Here is a 15258-nt window from a genome sequence, read left to right as displayed (position 1 = left end):
GCGCCCCGTCTGCGGGCCGAGCACGTAGAACTGCCTGAACCCCGGGAAGTGCTCGGGGTCGAGGGCCGGCGGGGCGGCCGCGACGAAATAGCCCGGGACCCTCAGCGCGCGCGCCAGACGAACGGACAGCCCCCTGACACCCTGACCACGGGCATCACCGTCGAACACCGCCGACCACCCCTCGAGAGCCGTGGAGGCAACCAGCACGCGGGGATGCAGAAGACCCCCTAGGGGCTGGAGCTGGAGAAGGGCCTCCTCCAGGCCGCCGTCCAGCACGGCGACCCGCCTCCACGCATCGGGCCACCTGAAATATAACCACCGCACGGCGCGCGCCACCCTCTCCGGCGGGGCGCTCAAGAACCCGATAGAATAGGTCAACGGAGCCAACCGATCACCGAGAAGGGATGTCAAGACCATGCCAAATCCCATCGTCCACGAGTGGATGCGGTTACGAGAATCGTTCGCAGTGTACAACCCATGCGAACCGCTGTGCAACCAGGGCGGACGCGATCGTCGTGAGGGTCTTCAGGGCTTGTCACCGCGCTGGCGTGATCGAGCCCGTGGAGTCCACAATGAAGTCGGGGCCCTTCTTGACCGGTTTCGGCTTCGGCGTAACGGGATGCGGTCTGCGCGGTCTGGACTCGTGCTCCCTCATCCACTTCTCCATGTTTAGAGCCTTCTTGATCAGTGCTTGACAGGCGGCGTCCTCCGAATCATAGACCCTCTCGCTGGAACGGACTCCGCGCTCTGTGTAGAACACGACCCACCGGGCGGGACCCTCCTGATACAGGACGACGGCGTCGTCGGCGACGACCGTATTGATGGCGAAGAACCTGGGGCGTACCCCCTCCTTGACGAGAAAATCGGCGACCTCATCCACTTTCATGACGTGACCTCCAGCAGAATTCCATCATCACACCGCTCCTCAGGAATATTTTCGAACTCCCGCTGAACAACCCTCCTTGAATCCGCAAACCATGCCGGTGCTCGCCGCGGGATCGATCCCAAAATTCTATGTCAGTACTCGAACATGGAGATCAGAACCTTTTCGAGTTCCGCGATCTCTGTCGGGCTGAATTCGGGGGGATCCCAATGTCGCGATCTGAAATGGGTGATCGCCTCATCGGGCACCCGAATCGGGTAGTGCCTGAGATACATGCCCGCTTCGTAGCGCCAGAAGTACTTCCCGTCACTCATGGTCGCGGACCCGCCGGGAATACTGAACTTTCCTCCGATGAGATCTTCGGTATATCCCATCCAGGCGAGAATCATTGGAGAACTCTCCAAATACCGGATGAGACGTTCGAGTGTGTCCGGATCATACTTGTCCTGACTCAAGGGCGGCGCGGCCCAGCGGCGGCCCGGAATACCTGCGAGTGGCACCAGGGGGGTCAATTCCGTCATTATCCTGCTCCTCCTCAAAACCGACCAGCGGTAGAACCTCAATGAGCCTTTCTCGCCAGAACCGGCGGCCCAGGACCGGGGATCGACGCGGTGGTGCGGAAAGGAAAAGGACGGTGCATAGGGTCGGCAAGGTCGATGGGCGGTTGTCTGATCTCTGGGGGTCTGGTGTGTTGATGCGGGTGCAGCGCGACCCGTGTGGTGACGATGAAGGCGTCTGATCAATCCCGTCACCGGCGAGGTCGCGTCGCCGATATCATCTTCGTCCACGAGTGCCCCCTCGCGCCGGCCCCTGGTTCAGCGGATGTATCGACTCTCTTTTCAAAAATGCGTTCGGACGTCCGTCGGATGATCTTCATATGTTCCCGGTCCACCAGATATCAGGAAAAATAATCGACCATGGTTCCCATTCCCATGTGTCTGCCACAATGCGAATCCACCCATTTGTAAAATCTAGATGCAGCCAACCCGGGCCGCCATCCATCGACAACAGGTCATTTTTCTCGAATGCTTTCAGGCGAACAGTAAGATCCGGTGGGTTCATTTCATCCCACAGCGCCTCTCCCGCGCTCTGCCCCACAAAAACGCCCCAAATTTGAAGCCCCATAACGCCTGCATGCATGACTGGGATAGTATCTGATACCAGCTCGAAACTCGTCACCGTCGCCGGTAAGGTAGAATTAATGCGCTCACGAATGTTCGTCGTCATGAATGTTCAAAAACCTGTCCGTTCGACATTCGGCTTGAAGGTTATTCGGTAGGCGTCTGCGCACATTCCTGGAGGGTGATATGGCGGCAGCCCGGTCTTCATGAGGTCGTGAACGTTGATTTTGCCGGTCATTATTCCTCATGAGGGCGGGCCGCCATAACGTCGTTTCCCATAAATGCGGTCGGACGCCCGCTGAATAATCTTCAGGGTGGCGTTGAATGATTCAGTCCGGACGTTGCTCCAGCACACTCCCGTGAGGCGGACTGGAGTGAACTGGGTCCTCCTTGCACAGAACTTACACATCGTTCGCAACCGGTAACTCCACAGTGCTGCCCTCCAATCTCCATGAGGTGAGGGGGTCTCTACTGAAAACTTCCAAGATATATCCGTTAGTGAATCGCATGCGCAGGTCGCAGACCTCCCCCACTGGGAGTATCTGGAACTCCGCCACCACGGCTCCAAGAAGCCCAGGGACATCCGTGCGCCACCATGGCACGTCACTACTGGCCAGAAACCCACTATTATCATCCAGAGCCCTCCACTGTCCCAGAGTCCGCAGGTTCCATCCTCTCCCTCCTACTACGAGGCAGAACAAGTCATCTGTGAAGATCCCGTCCCAGGGCAGTGGGGCCGCGCCGTCGGCCTCATCCCAGAAGAATTCGGGGCCCACCAGCACCTTGAAGACGTCCACCGGGGTAAGAGGCCCGGCCAGCAGGCGTACGCCTCCCCGGGGCATCGGCAGAACCACTTTCAACGGCAGCCATCCGCCAATGCCATCAACGATCCTCCGTTCAGGCTCCATGAAGAACCACACCCTCCAGCGACAGGCTCCACGTCTCCCAGGGGTCCGTGTCGAACACTTGAATTCGATAACCATTGTCGAAAACGAATTTAATGTCCGCAAGGTCCCCCTGTTCCGACACGTTCATCGCCACGATGAATGCCCCATCGAACACCGATAGTGGCGAGGAGGCGTCTGAGGACGACGTCGGCTTGCACGAGTAGTACAGCACCACGCGACCACGGGGATCCAGGACCCGGAAGAATCCCAGAACACCGAAGCGAAGCCCCTCCGCTTCGATGAAGAGCGCAGTACTCACATTAACGTACACCTCATCCACCCTATGCGGGGAGAACGTCCGACTCGCCCGCCGCAGAACCCCATCAACATCTCTCATTAAATCAACTCAATCCTAATGAAGATCGATATGCGCACGACTCATTCTCGCAGCCCGCGCCACCCTGCCGGGCGGGGCGCTCAAGAACCCGATCGAATAAGTCAACGGCTCCAACCTGCCGTCGAGAAGAGACGCCAACACTACGCTTAATCTACTGTCCACAGATAGACGCGCCCACCAGGATCATTCGCCAAAATGGGATCCGCATGGTCGGCTCCCCTGCTCGACATGAATATATTTCGATCAAGAGAACTCATCGAGTCATGGTAACAAGATGCACCTCTCCCGAGGTGTACTTATCGTTATGCACACCATCCTTTCCTCCTTCGAATATGAATGTATCGAAGTCGGTCAGGTGAAGCCCGTCCGCCTTCGATTCCAGTTCCGGAATGCCGCGAAATATGAGGCGCAGAGAAAACGTCAACTCGATGGTCAATGTGTCATCATCAATTTCGACTTTAACCAACGAATAATAACTATCGTACGGTCTACCGAACCATCCGTCCGGAAGCTTCACGTGACATCTTCGATGTCTGAGGAAAAAGAGTCTTATTCTCCAGTCCACGGGGAAAATACTCATTACGGCAACTCCCATCCCCCTCTGACCTTGGGTATGATGACCTGATTCCCTCCACCGAGATACGAGGAACCCCCTGAGATCGGCTGCGGCGCGGCAACCCCCTCGTAGATCAGCGTTCCCGGAGGAACCCGAATCGTGACCACGTTGTCGGCAGTGTTCCCCCATGCGGGGTTGAGGGCAAGATCGAGTTGAGACTGGAGGGGTCCGGATGGTTTGGCTCTACTCCAAAATCTACCAAATTTATTGCGAGCATCAGCATAGACACGATAAAGCGTTGTTGGTTCTTGTATCTGCACTTCATTGTAGGACCCACTCCGGAAAGTTGCGGTATCACTGGCATTAAGCGGCCCATTCCTCATAGGTCCGTAACGACGAGGTTTGGTCTTTGCGATGGTTCCTCCGGCGAAGCCGGTGACGCCTCCGTCTCGGGCTCCGCTCCAGGCTCCCTGCCAGAAGTCTCCTCCTGTGGCCAGGGCGCCGAGTCCCCCGGTGACGAAGCCGGAAATTCCGCCGGAGATACCACCGATACCACCTTGGACGAAACGTCGTCCGATAGGGGTGTTACCACCCAACCGTCTCAGAGCATTGCCTACCGCCGGTCCCAACGTGCCGTTGGCCGCGGCGCCGATGCCGCCGCCCAGGCCGCCCAGGGCCCCGCTCAGCGCAACCTCGCCGAGGTTGATGGGGTACCCGGAGCAGGCTTGGTCGATGAGGTTGCCCGCGGCGCCCAGACTGGCGTCGATCGCGATGGCCGCCCCAATGCCCGCCGGCCCGCCGAGGATCGCGAGTCCGACGCCAACAGCGATGGCCAGGGCGGTACCCACTTTGGGCGAGTTGGCCTTGCGGTAGGCGTCGAGCTCCTCGGCGGTGATGGGGTGCAGGCCCGCGGGGTCGTACAGGTTCACCGGGTTGTTGCCCGCGTAGGAGTAGGGGTTGGCGGCCCAGCCGGCGCCGGCGGTCGGCTCGACGGGGTCGGGGGAGAGGAATGACCGGCTGGCGGGATCCAGGACGCGCGCGCCCAGCCACTCCATGCCCGCCACGCGCAGCTCGCCGCCCGCGCCCAGGCCCAGGCTCCGGCCCAGGGACGCCCGGGTGGCGGGGGGCAGGTAGGGGTTGGCGGCGGCGGTGTCGCGGCCCGGCCGCCAGGCGGGGGGCTCCAGCCATCCGTCCGGGCCGCAGGCGGTCAGGGGCCCGGCGTGGACGATCGCCCTGTCGCCGGCCTGGAGGAGTCCGCCGGTGGCGTCGTCGAAGAACAGCTCCTCGTCATCGACGCGGGAGAGCTGCCCGAGGGCGTCCACCAGCGTCGTGGTGCGCACCACCGGGTCCCCGCCCCCGCCGTGGTCGGTGCCTCCGCTGCGGTCGGTCACGCCCGACAGGGTCCACAGGCCGGTCCACTCGTAGTCGCGGCGGGACCCGTCGGAGCGCTTCTCGCCGGTGCGCCGGCCCGAGCGGTCGTAGGTGTAGGCGACCGCGTCCCCCTTGTCGCTGCTCGCCCCGATCAGCCGCCCGGCGGCGTCGTAGGTCCGCTCCCAGTCGACGCCGTCCACCCGCTCGCGGGTCAGGCGCCCGGCGGCGTCGTAGGTCCACGCGTTCACGCCCCGGGGGCCGGCCGCCTCGACCATCTGGGCGGAGGCGTCGTAGCGGTAGCGGGTCTTCGCGCCGTCGGTGCTCACCGACTCCAGCAGCCCGTCCTCGGAGTACTCCATGAGCGAGGTGCGGGTGCGCCCGCCGCCGGTGACGGTGTGACGCGAGGCGAAGCCGTCGGAGAAGGCCCACTCGTGGCGCGCCTCGCCGACGACGGCCGCCACGACGCGCCCCGCCCTGTCGCGCTCCAGGGTGGCGGTGGCCAGGCCCGGGTGCTCGACGGCGATGACGTCGCCGGCTCCGTCGCGCCGGTAGGTCGTGGTGGCCCCGCCCGGCGCCGTCACGCTGGAGCGCAGCCCGTCGGCGTCGTAGGTGAAGCGAATGCTCGCCGTCCCGCCTCCGTCGCGGCCGCCGGCGGGGCTCCTGTCGTGGCGCACCAGCAGGCCGCGCGGGTCGTAGGCCAGGGTGTGGGTCAGGGGCCGCTCCGGGTCGGAGAAGTCCTCGATGGTGCGCATGCGCGCCTTCGCGTCGCGGCTGGTGCGCGAGAACGGGCGCCCGTCCACGTTCAGCGAGGCCTCCAGACCGGCGTCGTCGTAGCCGATCTCAATGACCCGCCCGTCCGCGTCCACGTTCTTGACCAGGCGGCCGGCGGCGTCGTAGACGGCCCGCGAGACGTGGCCCAGCGGGTCGGTGATGGCCGTGCAGCGGTCCATGGCGTCGAAGTCGCGCGCCTCCACCCCGCCCAGGGGGTCGATAATGCGCACCGCCCGCCCGGCCTCGTCGTACTCGTAGCGGGTGACCCCGCCCGCCCCGCTCATGGCCGCCACGAGCTGGTCGGCGTCGTCGTAGCGGAAGCGGCGCACGCCGTAGACCGGGTCCTTGGTCTCCGCAATGCGTCCGCACCGGTCGTAGACCCACCGGGAGGTGCCCGCCCCGGGGGTGTGGCGGGCCGTGATGCGCCCGCACCTGTCGTAGCGGATCCAGCCCCGCTCGCCCGTGGGCCACACCTCGCGGATCAGCTGGGAGTCGGCGTCGTAGCCCAGTTCGGTGCGCCAGCCCATCGCGCCCCGCACCCCGGCCACGCGCCCGCACTCGTCGTAGTCGTAGCGCACGCTGCCGCCGCCGGGGCGGCGGATGCGCACCGGCCGCCCCGCCGCGTCCCGCTCGATGCGGGTGCGCCCGCCCGCGGCGTCAACGAACTCCACCGGCCGTCCGCACCGGTCGTAGGCGGTGGTCGTCTCCGACCCGTCGGGCCCGACGGCGGCCACCCGCCGCCCCCACTTGTCCATCCTCACCGTTGTCGCACCCGCCGCGTCGCCGGCCGTGACCTCCCGGCGGGCGTCGGAGTAGCGCTGGAAGGAGCGCACCCCGGTCGGGTCCGTGGTCCCGCTCGGCCGCCCGAACCGGTCGTAGTGGCGCGTCCACACCCCGCCGCTCGGGTCGACGGTCTGCCTCAGCCGGGACATGGCGTCGTGGGTGAACTCCCACACGGCGCCGTCGGGCAGCCGTACGCGGCTGACATTGCCCAGGTCGTCCAGCTCCTGCTCCACCCGGCGCCCCAGCGGGTCGATCGTCGCGGCCGGCTCGCCGTTCTCCCCGTACTCCAGGGCGGTGCGCGCCCCCAGTGGGTCCACCATCGCCCTCAGCCGCCCGGCGGCGGAGTACTCGTACGACCAGGCCGCGCCGTCGGGGTCCACGCGGCGGGTCAGCAGGCCCGCGGCGTCGTAGGCGAAGCGCGTCGCGGCCCCCGAGGGCATGATCAGCTCCACGGCCCGCCCGGAGCCGTCGCGCACCACCCGCGTGGTGTTCCCCGCCGCGTCGGTGGAGGCCACCAGGTCGCCGTGCTCGTCGTAGGCGAAGCGCACCCTCACCCCGGTCGGGTCGGTGACCTCCAGCAGCAGGGTCCCGTCCCACACCATGTCGGTGCGCCCGCCCTCGCCGTCGACGATCCGCGAGGGCTGGGACTGCCCGCCCTCGTAGGACATGATGGTGCGGGCCACCTCGGAGCCGTCCTCCAGGGAGACCATGTCCGTCAGACGGTCGTGCTCGTCGTAGACCAGGCGCGTCATGGCCCCCGACGGCGCCAGCTCGACCACCAGGCGGCCGCGCTCGTCGAACTGGCGCACGGTCCGCCGGCCCTCCCCGTCCTTGGCCATGACCTGGTTGCCCCACCGGTCGTAGGCCATGGTGGAGCGGTTGCCGTCGGAGTCGGTCACGCTCAGCAGGCGGCCGCGGGCGTCGGCCACCCACGTGTTCGCCCGGCCCCCGTCCGCATCCGACACCGAGGTCACCCGCCCGGGCAGGTAGGCGAAGCGCGTCACCCGCCCGAACCGGGAGGTCTGCGCGGTCACCCGGCCCGACTCGTCGTAGGCGTTGCGGGCCTCGACCACGCCGTCGGCGTCGATCACCGCGCCGATCAGGCCGCTGTCCTCGTCCCACTCGTAGCGGCGCGACCCCAGCGGGCCCGCGGCCTCCACCAGCCGCCCGCATTCGTCGTAGCGGTACTCCACCCGCCGCCCGTCGTCGGCCCGCACCGCGGCGATGAGGTCCCCGTCCCACTCCACGGCGATCTCGTGGCCGCGCACATGGCGGATCCTCACCAGCCGGGCGCCGTCGTAGTCGAACAGGACGGTGGCGCCCTCGGTCAGGGTGAACGACGTCGGCCGCCCCGAGCCGGTGAACTCCCACCGGGCCCCGGTGTTGTTCGTCACCGTCCAGCCGTCCTCGCCGCCCGCCAGCCAGAAGTTCTCGTGCTCGGCGCGGTCGAAGCCCTCCCCCAGGCGGGGGAAGACGACCTCGCGCCCGTCCGCCAGCGTCCAGGCGGCCCCCTCCGCCTCGAAGCGCAGCCCGCACCCGTCCAACGACGCCCACCCGGGCCCGTGCCCACCGGCCCTGCGGCTCAGCGAGGAGTAGGAGCGGACCCAGCCCAGCAGCGCCGTCCCGCCCTCGAAGCGCAGGTCCTCCTCGTTCTCCACGAAATTGCCGGTCGCCGTGTTGACCGGGTCGTTCGAGAACCCCGACGTCGGCGGGTTGCCCACGGCCTGCACCGGCGGGATCTCCAGCTGCGGGCGCTGCTCGGAGATCCCGTTGGCCTCCAGGCTCGCCGAGATCGCCGCGTCCGACACCGTAGAGATCACGCCCGACCCGCCGGCCGCCTCGAAATTCTCCGCCACCACGTCCGTGCGCGTGCAGTCGTTGTCATTCGACGTGATGTAATTGTTGAACCCCATCAGGACCTGGTCGCACGCCAGCTGACCCCACTGGCACTTGGTCCGAAAGTCCTCCACCCGGCCGGACAGCGTCGTGGGCGTGCTGCGGATCTCGTCGGTCGCCGCCCGCTCCTCGGAGGTGAAGCTGCGCAGATCATCGGGCAGCGCCGACGACACCCCGGTCGCAGACGTGCCCACGAACTCCTCGCGCGCGCCCTGGTCCGGGGCCTCGTAGGACTTGACCATCTGCGGAACCGGATCAGCCTTGGGCGCGTTCGAGTCGCTGTGGAACAGATGAAGGAAATCGATGGTCTCGCCGAACTTCTCCAGATCCGAGCGCGAATCCCGCTTGGCCTTCCACTCCCTGGCGGTGTTGATCCTCGCCTGCTCCGCCCGCGCATCGGCCTCCAGATCCCGGATCCCCTTGGCCACGTCCCGCAGACGACTCGCCAGCAGCCGGGCGTCGCTGTTGGCCGTATCGATATTGTGGGACCACAGTTGCGCGTAGTAGCCCTGGAAGTGCGTGCCGTACGTGGTTCTGCGGCTGGTGCGCCCCCCGACCTGGCCCTCCACCGCGCTCGCCGCGGCGTCGAACTTGGCGGCCAGATCGGAACTGACCGTGTAATCCCACACCACGTCCGATGCCGCGTGCAGATCATCCAGGCTCAGGTCGCCCATACCGGACCCCCTCCGGGTCGACTCAGGGAAGTACGGTCACCCTAACCGCCGCCGTCCCCGCACGCAAGCACCATTTCACGGCCCCGCCGCGCCGCCCGGCGGCCGGGGGCTTCCGTTACCGTTGGCGTCGTCGGCGCCGACGGCGCCGTCGGGCACCGCCGCGGGCGCGCCCGCCTCCGCACCGCCTGCCACAGGAGAGTCATGACGCAGATCGGTTCCGCCCACCCGGAGCACTGGTACAACCTCGCCGCGGACTTCCCCGAGCCCATGCCCCCGGCCCTCAACCCGGTCACGCGCGAGCCCCTGGCCCCCGCCGACCTCGAGCCCCTCTTCCCCCGGGCCCTCATCGCCCAGGAGACCTCCACCGAGCGGTTCATCGAGATCCCGCCGGCCGTGCGCGAGGTGTACGCCAAATGGCGCCCCTCCCCGCTCATCCGCGCCGACCGCCTCGAGCGCGCCGTGGGGACGAGGGCGCGCATCTTCTACAAGTACGAGGGCGTGAGCCCCGCCGGCTCCCACAAGCCCAACACCGCCGTCGCCCAGGCCTGGTACAACGCCCAGGAGGGCACCACCCGCCTGACCACGGAGACCGGCGCCGGGCAGTGGGGCGCCTCCCTGGCCCTGGCCTGCGCCCTGTTCGGCATGACCTGCGAGGTGTGGCAGGTGCGCTCCTCCTACGAGACCAAGCCCTACCGGCGCTACCAGATGGAGGTCTACGGCTCGACCTGCCACTCCTCGCCCTCCGAGCTGACCGGGGCCGGACGGCGGATCCTGGCGGAGGACCCGGAGACGACCGGCAGCCTGGGCATGGCCATCAGCGAGGCCGTCGAGGCGGCCATGGCCCACGACGACGTCCACTACGCCCTGGGCTCGGTGCTCAACCACGTCATGCTCCACCAGAGCGTCATCGGCCGGGAGGCGATCGCCCAGTTGGGCGCCGCCGGCGTCGAGGCGCCCGACGCCGTCTTCGGCTGCGCGGGCGGCGGGTCGAACCTGGCGGGACTGACCTTCCCCTTCATCGGCCGCAATCTCACCGAGGGCACCGCCACCCGCGTCGTCGCCTGCGAACCGGCCGCCTGCCCGTCGCTCACGCGCGGGGAGTACCGCTACGACTACGGGGACGTGGCCGGGCTGACCCCCATGATGAAGATGTACACCCTCGGGGCGGACTTCGTGCCCCCGGCCATCCACGCCGGCGGCCTGCGCTACCACGGCATGTCGCCCATGGTCTCCCACGCCCTGCACCTGGGCCTCATGGAGGCCGTCGCCGTCGAGCAGGACGACGCCTTCGCCGCGGGCCTCCTGTTCGCCCGCACCGAGGGGATCGTGCCCGCGCCCGAGTCCACGCACGCGGTGGCCGGGGCGCTGGCCCGCGCCCGCGACGCGCGCGACGGGGAGGTCATCGTCATCGGCCTGTCTGGCAACGGCGTGCTCGACCTGCCCGCCTACGAGGCCTACCTGTGAGGGCGGGGCCCGCCGCGCCCGCCCGCGGCGTCCCCCGCGCCGCGCCCGCCCCCTGAGGCGGCCGCGCCCCCACAGCGCGCGCACAGCAAGGGTTCATAGGCTTGGGCCCATGACAGGCACGCACCACCACAACGGGCTCAAGACGGCCGCCCTCATGGGCGGCCTGTGGAGCCTGCTCCTCCTCGTCGGGTGGCTCCTGGCCCAGGGCACCGGATCGGCCGTCTGGCTGTTCATCATGCCGCTCATCGGCGTGGCGCAGACCGCCTACTCCTACTGGAACTCCGACCGGCTCGCCGTGCGCTCCATGGGCGCCATCGAGGTCACCGAGGCCCAGCAGCCCGAGATGCACGCCATCGTCCGCGAGCTCTCGGCGGCCGCGGGACAGCCCATGCCGCGCCTGTACGTCGCCCCGACCATGAGCCCCAACGCCTTCGCCACCGGCCGCGACCCGGCCCACGCCGCTGTGTGCTGCACCCAGGGCATCCTCCAACTGCTCAACGAGCGCGAGCTGCGCGGGGTCCTGGGCCACGAGCTGTCCCACGTCTACAACCGCGACATCCTCACCGGCTCCGTCGCCGCCGGCATCGCCGGCATCATCTCCTCGATATCCACCATCGCGCTGTGGTTCGGCGGCGGCCGGCGCGACCGGGAGGAGGGCGGCAACGTGATCGCCCTGCTCCTGCTGGCCATCCTCGCCCCGCTGGCGGCGAGCCTCACCCAGTTCGCCGTCTCGCGGACCCGCGAGTACGACGCCGACCACGACGGCGCCGTCCTCACGAACGACCCGCTGGCCCTGGCCAGCGCCCTGAGCAAGCTGGACTCGGGGATCTCCCACGTGCCCATGGGCCGGGACCCGCGCATGGAGCCGGTGTCCTCCATGATGATCGCCAACCCCTTCGGGCGGGTGAAGAACCTCTTCGCCACCCACCCGCCCATGGCGGAGCGCATCGCCCGTCTGGAGGAGATGGCCGGGTACTGACGGGCGCTGAGCGGCGGGGCCGTCCCCGCCGCGGACCCGGCGCCTCAGCGCAGGCCGTGCCGCTTGAGCCAGGCGTAGCGCCGGCGCGCCCACCGCCGGTCGGCGATCATGGCGACGGCGCCCGCGAGCGCCGGGACGATGGCCCACTCCAGCCACGGCCGCGCCCCGCCCCCGCCCGCGAGCAGGGCGCCGGTCGAGGCGGCGAGCATGGTCAGCCAGGCGAGGGCGACCAGCCCGGCGCCGAGGACCGCCCGCCACCGGCGCCGCGCGAATCCGCGCGCGAAGCTCCGCCGGTCGGCGACGGCCCCTCTCACCGGCCCGCTCCCCCGCACCAGGAGGAGGGCCATGATCAGGCCCGCGGCGACGGTGAGGACCGCCGGGCCGACGTCGCCGGTCCGGGCGGCGGCGCGGATCATGGGCCAGGCGAAGTACACCGGGGCGCAGCCCGCGCCCAGCGCCTGGACGATCTGCTGGTCCAGGACGAACACGGGCGCCCGGCTCGACGGCGACTGGGCGAGCAGCCGCACCATGGCGGCGCTGCGCTCGGCCTCGGCATCGGCCGTCCGGCGCCCGGAGCGCCGCGCCCGGCGCGGTTCGGCCGCCAGGAGCGCCAGGTTGTACTGGGAGGGCCGGTGGCCGGGATCCAGTTCCAGGGCCCGGCGGTAGGCGTCCTCCGCCCCGGCCGGGTCGACGTCGTGGAGGGCGTAGCCCATGGCGAAGTGGGCGGTGGCGGCGTCGGGCGCCAGGCGGACCGCCCGGCGCGCCTCGGCGGCGGCCTCGTCGCGCAGCCCCAGGTCCGCGCAGGTCACGGCGAGCTGGCCGTGGGTGTCCGGGTTCATGGGGTCCAGGCGCGCGGCCTGTCGCAGGGGCTCCAGCGAGCCGGCGACGTCGTCGAGCTGGCGGCGGCTCAGGCCCAGCAGGAAGTGGCCGCCGGGGGCGTTGGGGGCCAGGGCGAGCACGGCGCGGGCGTGCTCGGCGGCCGCCCCGGGGTCGTCCGCCACGAGATGGGCGTGGGCCAGCAGGTTGTGGACCGTGAGCTGGTCGGCCCCGCCGTCGCCCAGCAGCGGGGCGAGCAGGGCCGCGGCGCGCTCGCCCCGGCCGAGGACGATGAGTTCGCGCGCCCGGGCGAAGACCGCCTCGGCGCCCGGGGCGGCCCCGGGGGACGGGTCCGGCGGGCCGGTCACAGCAGGGAGTGCCTCTTCATGTAGGCCGCCAGCTCGGCGTACTCGCCGGAGGCGTCGGCGTAGGTGACCACGTTGCGCGCGACGTCGAACCAGGGCCGGGCCGAGGGGCGCACCTCCTTGCGGGCGCGCTTGAAATCGGCCATCGTCACCATGCGCACCCGCCCGGTGCGCACCGAGTCCATCATGGCGATCTCGACGGCGCTGTCGCACAGGTGCGCCAGGTCCGCGCCGGTGAAGCCCTCGGTGGTGCGGGCCAGCGCCGCGAGGTTGACGCCCTCGCAGGGGCGGGCGCGCAGGTGGTGGTGCAGGATGGCGGCGCGCGCGGGCTCGTCCGGGGGCAGGACGGCGATCGAGCGGTCCAGGCGGCCGGGGCGGCGCAGGGCGGGGTCGACGTCCCAGGGGGCGTTCGTGGCGGCCAGGACGTAGACGCCGTCGTTGTCCGAGCCGATCCCGTCGAGCTCGGTGAGGAGCTGGTTGACGACGTTGCGCAGGGAGCTGAAGGCCGTGTGGGTGCGCTTGTGGCCGATGGCGTCGATCTCGTCGAGGAAGAGGACGGCCGGCGCGTGGGAGCGGGCGAGCCGGAAGACCGTGTGGACGTTCTGCTCCGACTGCCCCACGTAGGCGTCCAGGACGTCGGACAGGGCCACGGAGATGAAGGACGCCCCCATCTGCCCGGCGACGGCGCGGGCGACGAAGGTCTTGCCGCAGCCCGGCGGCCCGTACAGCAGGAGCCCGCCGCGCAGGGACTTGCCGTACAGGCGGCGCAGCTCCGGGTTGCGCATGGGGGCGAGGAAGGCCACCTCCAGGCGCTCCTTGACCTCCTCCATGCCGCCCACGTCCGCCAGCGTGATGCCCGCGGCCTCCACGTCCCACGCGTCCCGGGGCGGGGGCCCGTCCATGTACGGGGCGTCCGGGTCGCCGTCGCCGGTGACGAAGGCGGGTGCGGGCCCGCCGCCGAACTCGACCTCCGCGCGGTCCCAGTCGAAGCCGGCGCCCGCGGCGCCGGACCCGTCGGCGGCGCCGGCGCCGGCGGGAGCGCGGTTCGCGGGGTCGGCGCCCGGTTCGGCTGGCGGGGCGGCCGGGGCGGCGCCGGAACCGCTCGCGCCGCCGGTCGCCGCGCCCGGGGAGGGCGGTGCCTGGTTCGGGGCGGGCGAGGCCGGGCCGCCGAGGGCCCGCGCCATGAGCTCGCGCGCCCGCTCGGAGTCGGGCTCGTGCTGGAGGGCGATGGCGCAGTGCTGGACCGCCTCGGCGCCGCGCCCGGCGTCCAGGAGCAGGGCCGCCAGGTGCAGTCGCAGGGGGACGTCCTGCGGCGAGGCCTCGACGGCCCGCAGGAGGGAGCCGATGAGCGGATCGGTCATGACCTCATGGTACGGGTGCCGCTCAGGGATTCGGGTGACCCAGGCAGAAGGCGTAGTCGTACGTCCGCACGACGTTCGTGCTCGCCTCGATCGACGACAGGAAGCGGCTGAAGCCCCACAAGTACATGGTGTCGTAGGCGCCGGCGTCGACACCGGCCTTCTGACAGGCGTCCTGGACGAATGTCGACGACTTCGTATCGAATTCGCCGACGTCGTTGAGGATCATGAGGATCGGGTGGGTGCCGCTGGTGCACTCGGAGATGGTGGCCTTCTTGCTGGCGGCGTCGATGTCGAGGCAGTCGCCGACCTTCGCGCTGCTCAGCACCGTGGCCGGGTCCTCCTTGGTGTCGATGAGGCACATGGTCTCGTAGGTCGTCGTCGTGCCCGGGACCTGCGTGCAGGTGCTGCCCGTGGGGGCGCTAACCCTGTAGGCGGCGTCATCGGAGTCGCAGTCGGTGACGACGGGCTTATTGTGCTTCTCCGGGTCCTGGATGCACTGGCCCGCGGCGGCCTGCTTCGCCGGGATCGACTTGTGGAGGAGCGTCTTCACAATGCCGACGGCCGCCGCGGCGGCGAGGGCGAAGACGAGGACGCCGACCAGGGCGGCCCATTTCGAGCGGCTGCGGGCGGGGGCCTGCGCGGGCTGGGGAGCGGTCCCCCAGGTGGAGCGGTCGGCGGGGTCCGGCTGGGGCGCGGAGTTCGGCTGGAATGCGGAGTTCGGCTGGGACGCAGGGCCTGGCTGGGACACGGGAGCACCTCGGTGATGGGGGCAGGGGAGCGACGAACGGGACTGGACTGGCGGGCTCCGCCGCATGGCGGCGGCGGGAACCGGCCGACTGTGAGAGGGTAAACGAGTATGTGGCCGCTCTACAAGCCCCGCCTCCCCCTCGTCGGCACCGGCGCGGTGTCGGGCCGGCCCCACCACCGCCGGCCG

At 69.4% G+C, this 15258-nt stretch carries 13 protein-coding genes; 2 read left to right on the top strand and 11 right to left on the bottom strand.

The annotated features are described in order from the left end of the window. From G446_RS0102080 to G446_RS0102060, 8 genes are all read right to left on the bottom strand, one after another. Positions 1-417 (bottom strand): hypothetical protein (locus tag G446_RS0102080; RefSeq protein ID WP_026408878.1); only part of this gene is annotated, 417 nt, incomplete at its 3' end. A gap of 118 nt (positions 418-535) precedes the next feature. Continuing rightward, the gene (locus tag G446_RS0102075; RefSeq protein WP_026408877.1) at positions 536-886 is read right to left on the bottom strand and encodes a hypothetical protein; all 351 of its coding nucleotides are present in this window, start codon (positions 884-886) and stop codon (positions 536-538) included. Positions 887-1017: 131 nt separating this feature from the next. Beyond that, positions 1018-1404 (bottom strand): hypothetical protein, encoded by a 387-nt coding sequence (locus tag G446_RS0102070; RefSeq protein ID WP_026408876.1) that lies wholly within the window; start codon positions 1402-1404, stop codon positions 1018-1020. Between the two features lie 352 nt (positions 1405-1756). Further along, complete coding sequence (locus tag G446_RS19060) at positions 1757-2110, bottom strand: hypothetical protein (RefSeq protein WP_084778853.1); 354 nt, start codon at positions 2108-2110, stop codon at positions 1757-1759. 295 nt (positions 2111-2405) lie between these two features. Continuing rightward, a complete protein-coding gene (locus G446_RS19720) occupies positions 2406-2924 on the bottom strand; it encodes a hypothetical protein (RefSeq protein WP_156916478.1) in 519 nt (172 codons plus the stop codon). Continuing rightward, the gene (locus tag G446_RS0102065) at positions 2902-3288 is read right to left on the bottom strand and encodes a hypothetical protein (RefSeq protein ID WP_026408875.1); all 387 of its coding nucleotides are present in this window, start codon (positions 3286-3288) and stop codon (positions 2902-2904) included. Before G446_RS0102065 ends, G446_RS19720 begins: the two co-directional genes overlap by 23 nt. Before the next feature lie 253 nt (positions 3289-3541). After that, positions 3542-3805 carry a hypothetical protein gene (locus G446_RS19715; RefSeq protein WP_156916477.1) on the bottom strand — a complete coding sequence of 88 codons (264 nt, stop codon included), beginning with the start codon at positions 3803-3805 and terminating at the stop codon, positions 3542-3544. Between the two features lie 62 nt (positions 3806-3867). Further along, entirely contained in the window at positions 3868-9339 is a 5472-nt protein-coding gene (locus tag G446_RS0102060; RefSeq protein WP_026408874.1) for a DUF6531 domain-containing protein, read from the bottom strand. A gap of 201 nt (positions 9340-9540) precedes the next feature. Between G446_RS0102060 and G446_RS15445 the strand changes: the two genes are divergently transcribed. Together G446_RS15445 and htpX are read left to right on the top strand one after the other, a co-directional pair. Further along, positions 9541-10803, top strand: a complete 1263-nt coding sequence (locus G446_RS15445) for a TrpB-like pyridoxal phosphate-dependent enzyme (RefSeq protein WP_034468704.1) — start codon at positions 9541-9543, stop codon at positions 10801-10803. 109 nt (positions 10804-10912) lie between these two features. Then, positions 10913-11782: a zinc metalloprotease HtpX gene (gene htpX, locus G446_RS0102050; RefSeq protein WP_026408873.1), complete on the top strand. Its 870-nt coding sequence runs from the start codon at positions 10913-10915 to the stop codon at positions 11780-11782. 44 nt (positions 11783-11826) lie between these two features. On the opposite strand, the gene G446_RS0102045 is transcribed toward htpX, so the two are convergent. The 3 genes from G446_RS0102045 to G446_RS0102035 are packed head-to-tail and all read right to left on the bottom strand — an operon-like array spanning position 11827 to position 15072. After that, positions 11827-12966, bottom strand: a complete 1140-nt coding sequence (locus tag G446_RS0102045; RefSeq protein WP_026408872.1) for a tetratricopeptide repeat protein — start codon at positions 12964-12966, stop codon at positions 11827-11829. Then, positions 12963-14324, bottom strand: a complete 1362-nt coding sequence (locus G446_RS0102040) for an ATP-binding protein (protein ID WP_026408871.1) — start codon at positions 14322-14324, stop codon at positions 12963-12965. The genes G446_RS0102045 and G446_RS0102040 overlap by 4 nt, the downstream gene beginning before the upstream one ends. A 22-nt stretch (positions 14325-14346) precedes the next feature. Next, positions 14347-15072, bottom strand: a complete 726-nt coding sequence (locus tag G446_RS0102035; protein ID WP_026408870.1) for a hypothetical protein — start codon at positions 15070-15072, stop codon at positions 14347-14349. Positions 15073-15258: the final 186 nt, after the last annotated feature.

Origin of the sequence: Actinomyces dentalis DSM 19115 (assembly GCF_000429225.1) — a bacterium.
Classification (GTDB): Bacteria; Actinomycetota; Actinomycetes; order Actinomycetales; family Actinomycetaceae; genus Actinomyces; species Actinomyces dentalis.
This window is presented reverse-complemented; position numbering and strand designations above follow the sequence as displayed.

Coding starts and splice junctions, on each gene's coding strand:
- G446_RS0102060 (WP_026408874.1), bottom strand. CDS start 9,339: ATGGGCGACCTGAGCCTGGATGATCTGCACGCGGCATCGGACGTGGTG.
- G446_RS0102070 (WP_026408876.1), bottom strand. CDS start 1,404: ATGACGGAATTGACCCCCCTGGTGCCACTCGCAGGTATTCCGGGCCGC.
- G446_RS15445 (WP_034468704.1), top strand. CDS start 9,541: ATGACGCAGATCGGTTCCGCCCACCCGGAGCACTGGTACAACCTCGCC.
- G446_RS19060 (WP_084778853.1), bottom strand. CDS start 2,110: ATGACGACGAACATTCGTGAGCGCATTAATTCTACCTTACCGGCGACG.
- G446_RS0102075 (WP_026408877.1), bottom strand. CDS start 886: ATGAAAGTGGATGAGGTCGCCGATTTTCTCGTCAAGGAGGGGGTACGC.
- G446_RS0102065 (WP_026408875.1), bottom strand. CDS start 3,288: ATGAGAGATGTTGATGGGGTTCTGCGGCGGGCGAGTCGGACGTTCTCC.
- htpX (WP_026408873.1), top strand. CDS start 10,913: ATGACAGGCACGCACCACCACAACGGGCTCAAGACGGCCGCCCTCATG.
- G446_RS0102040 (WP_026408871.1), bottom strand. CDS start 14,324: ATGACCGATCCGCTCATCGGCTCCCTCCTGCGGGCCGTCGAGGCCTCG.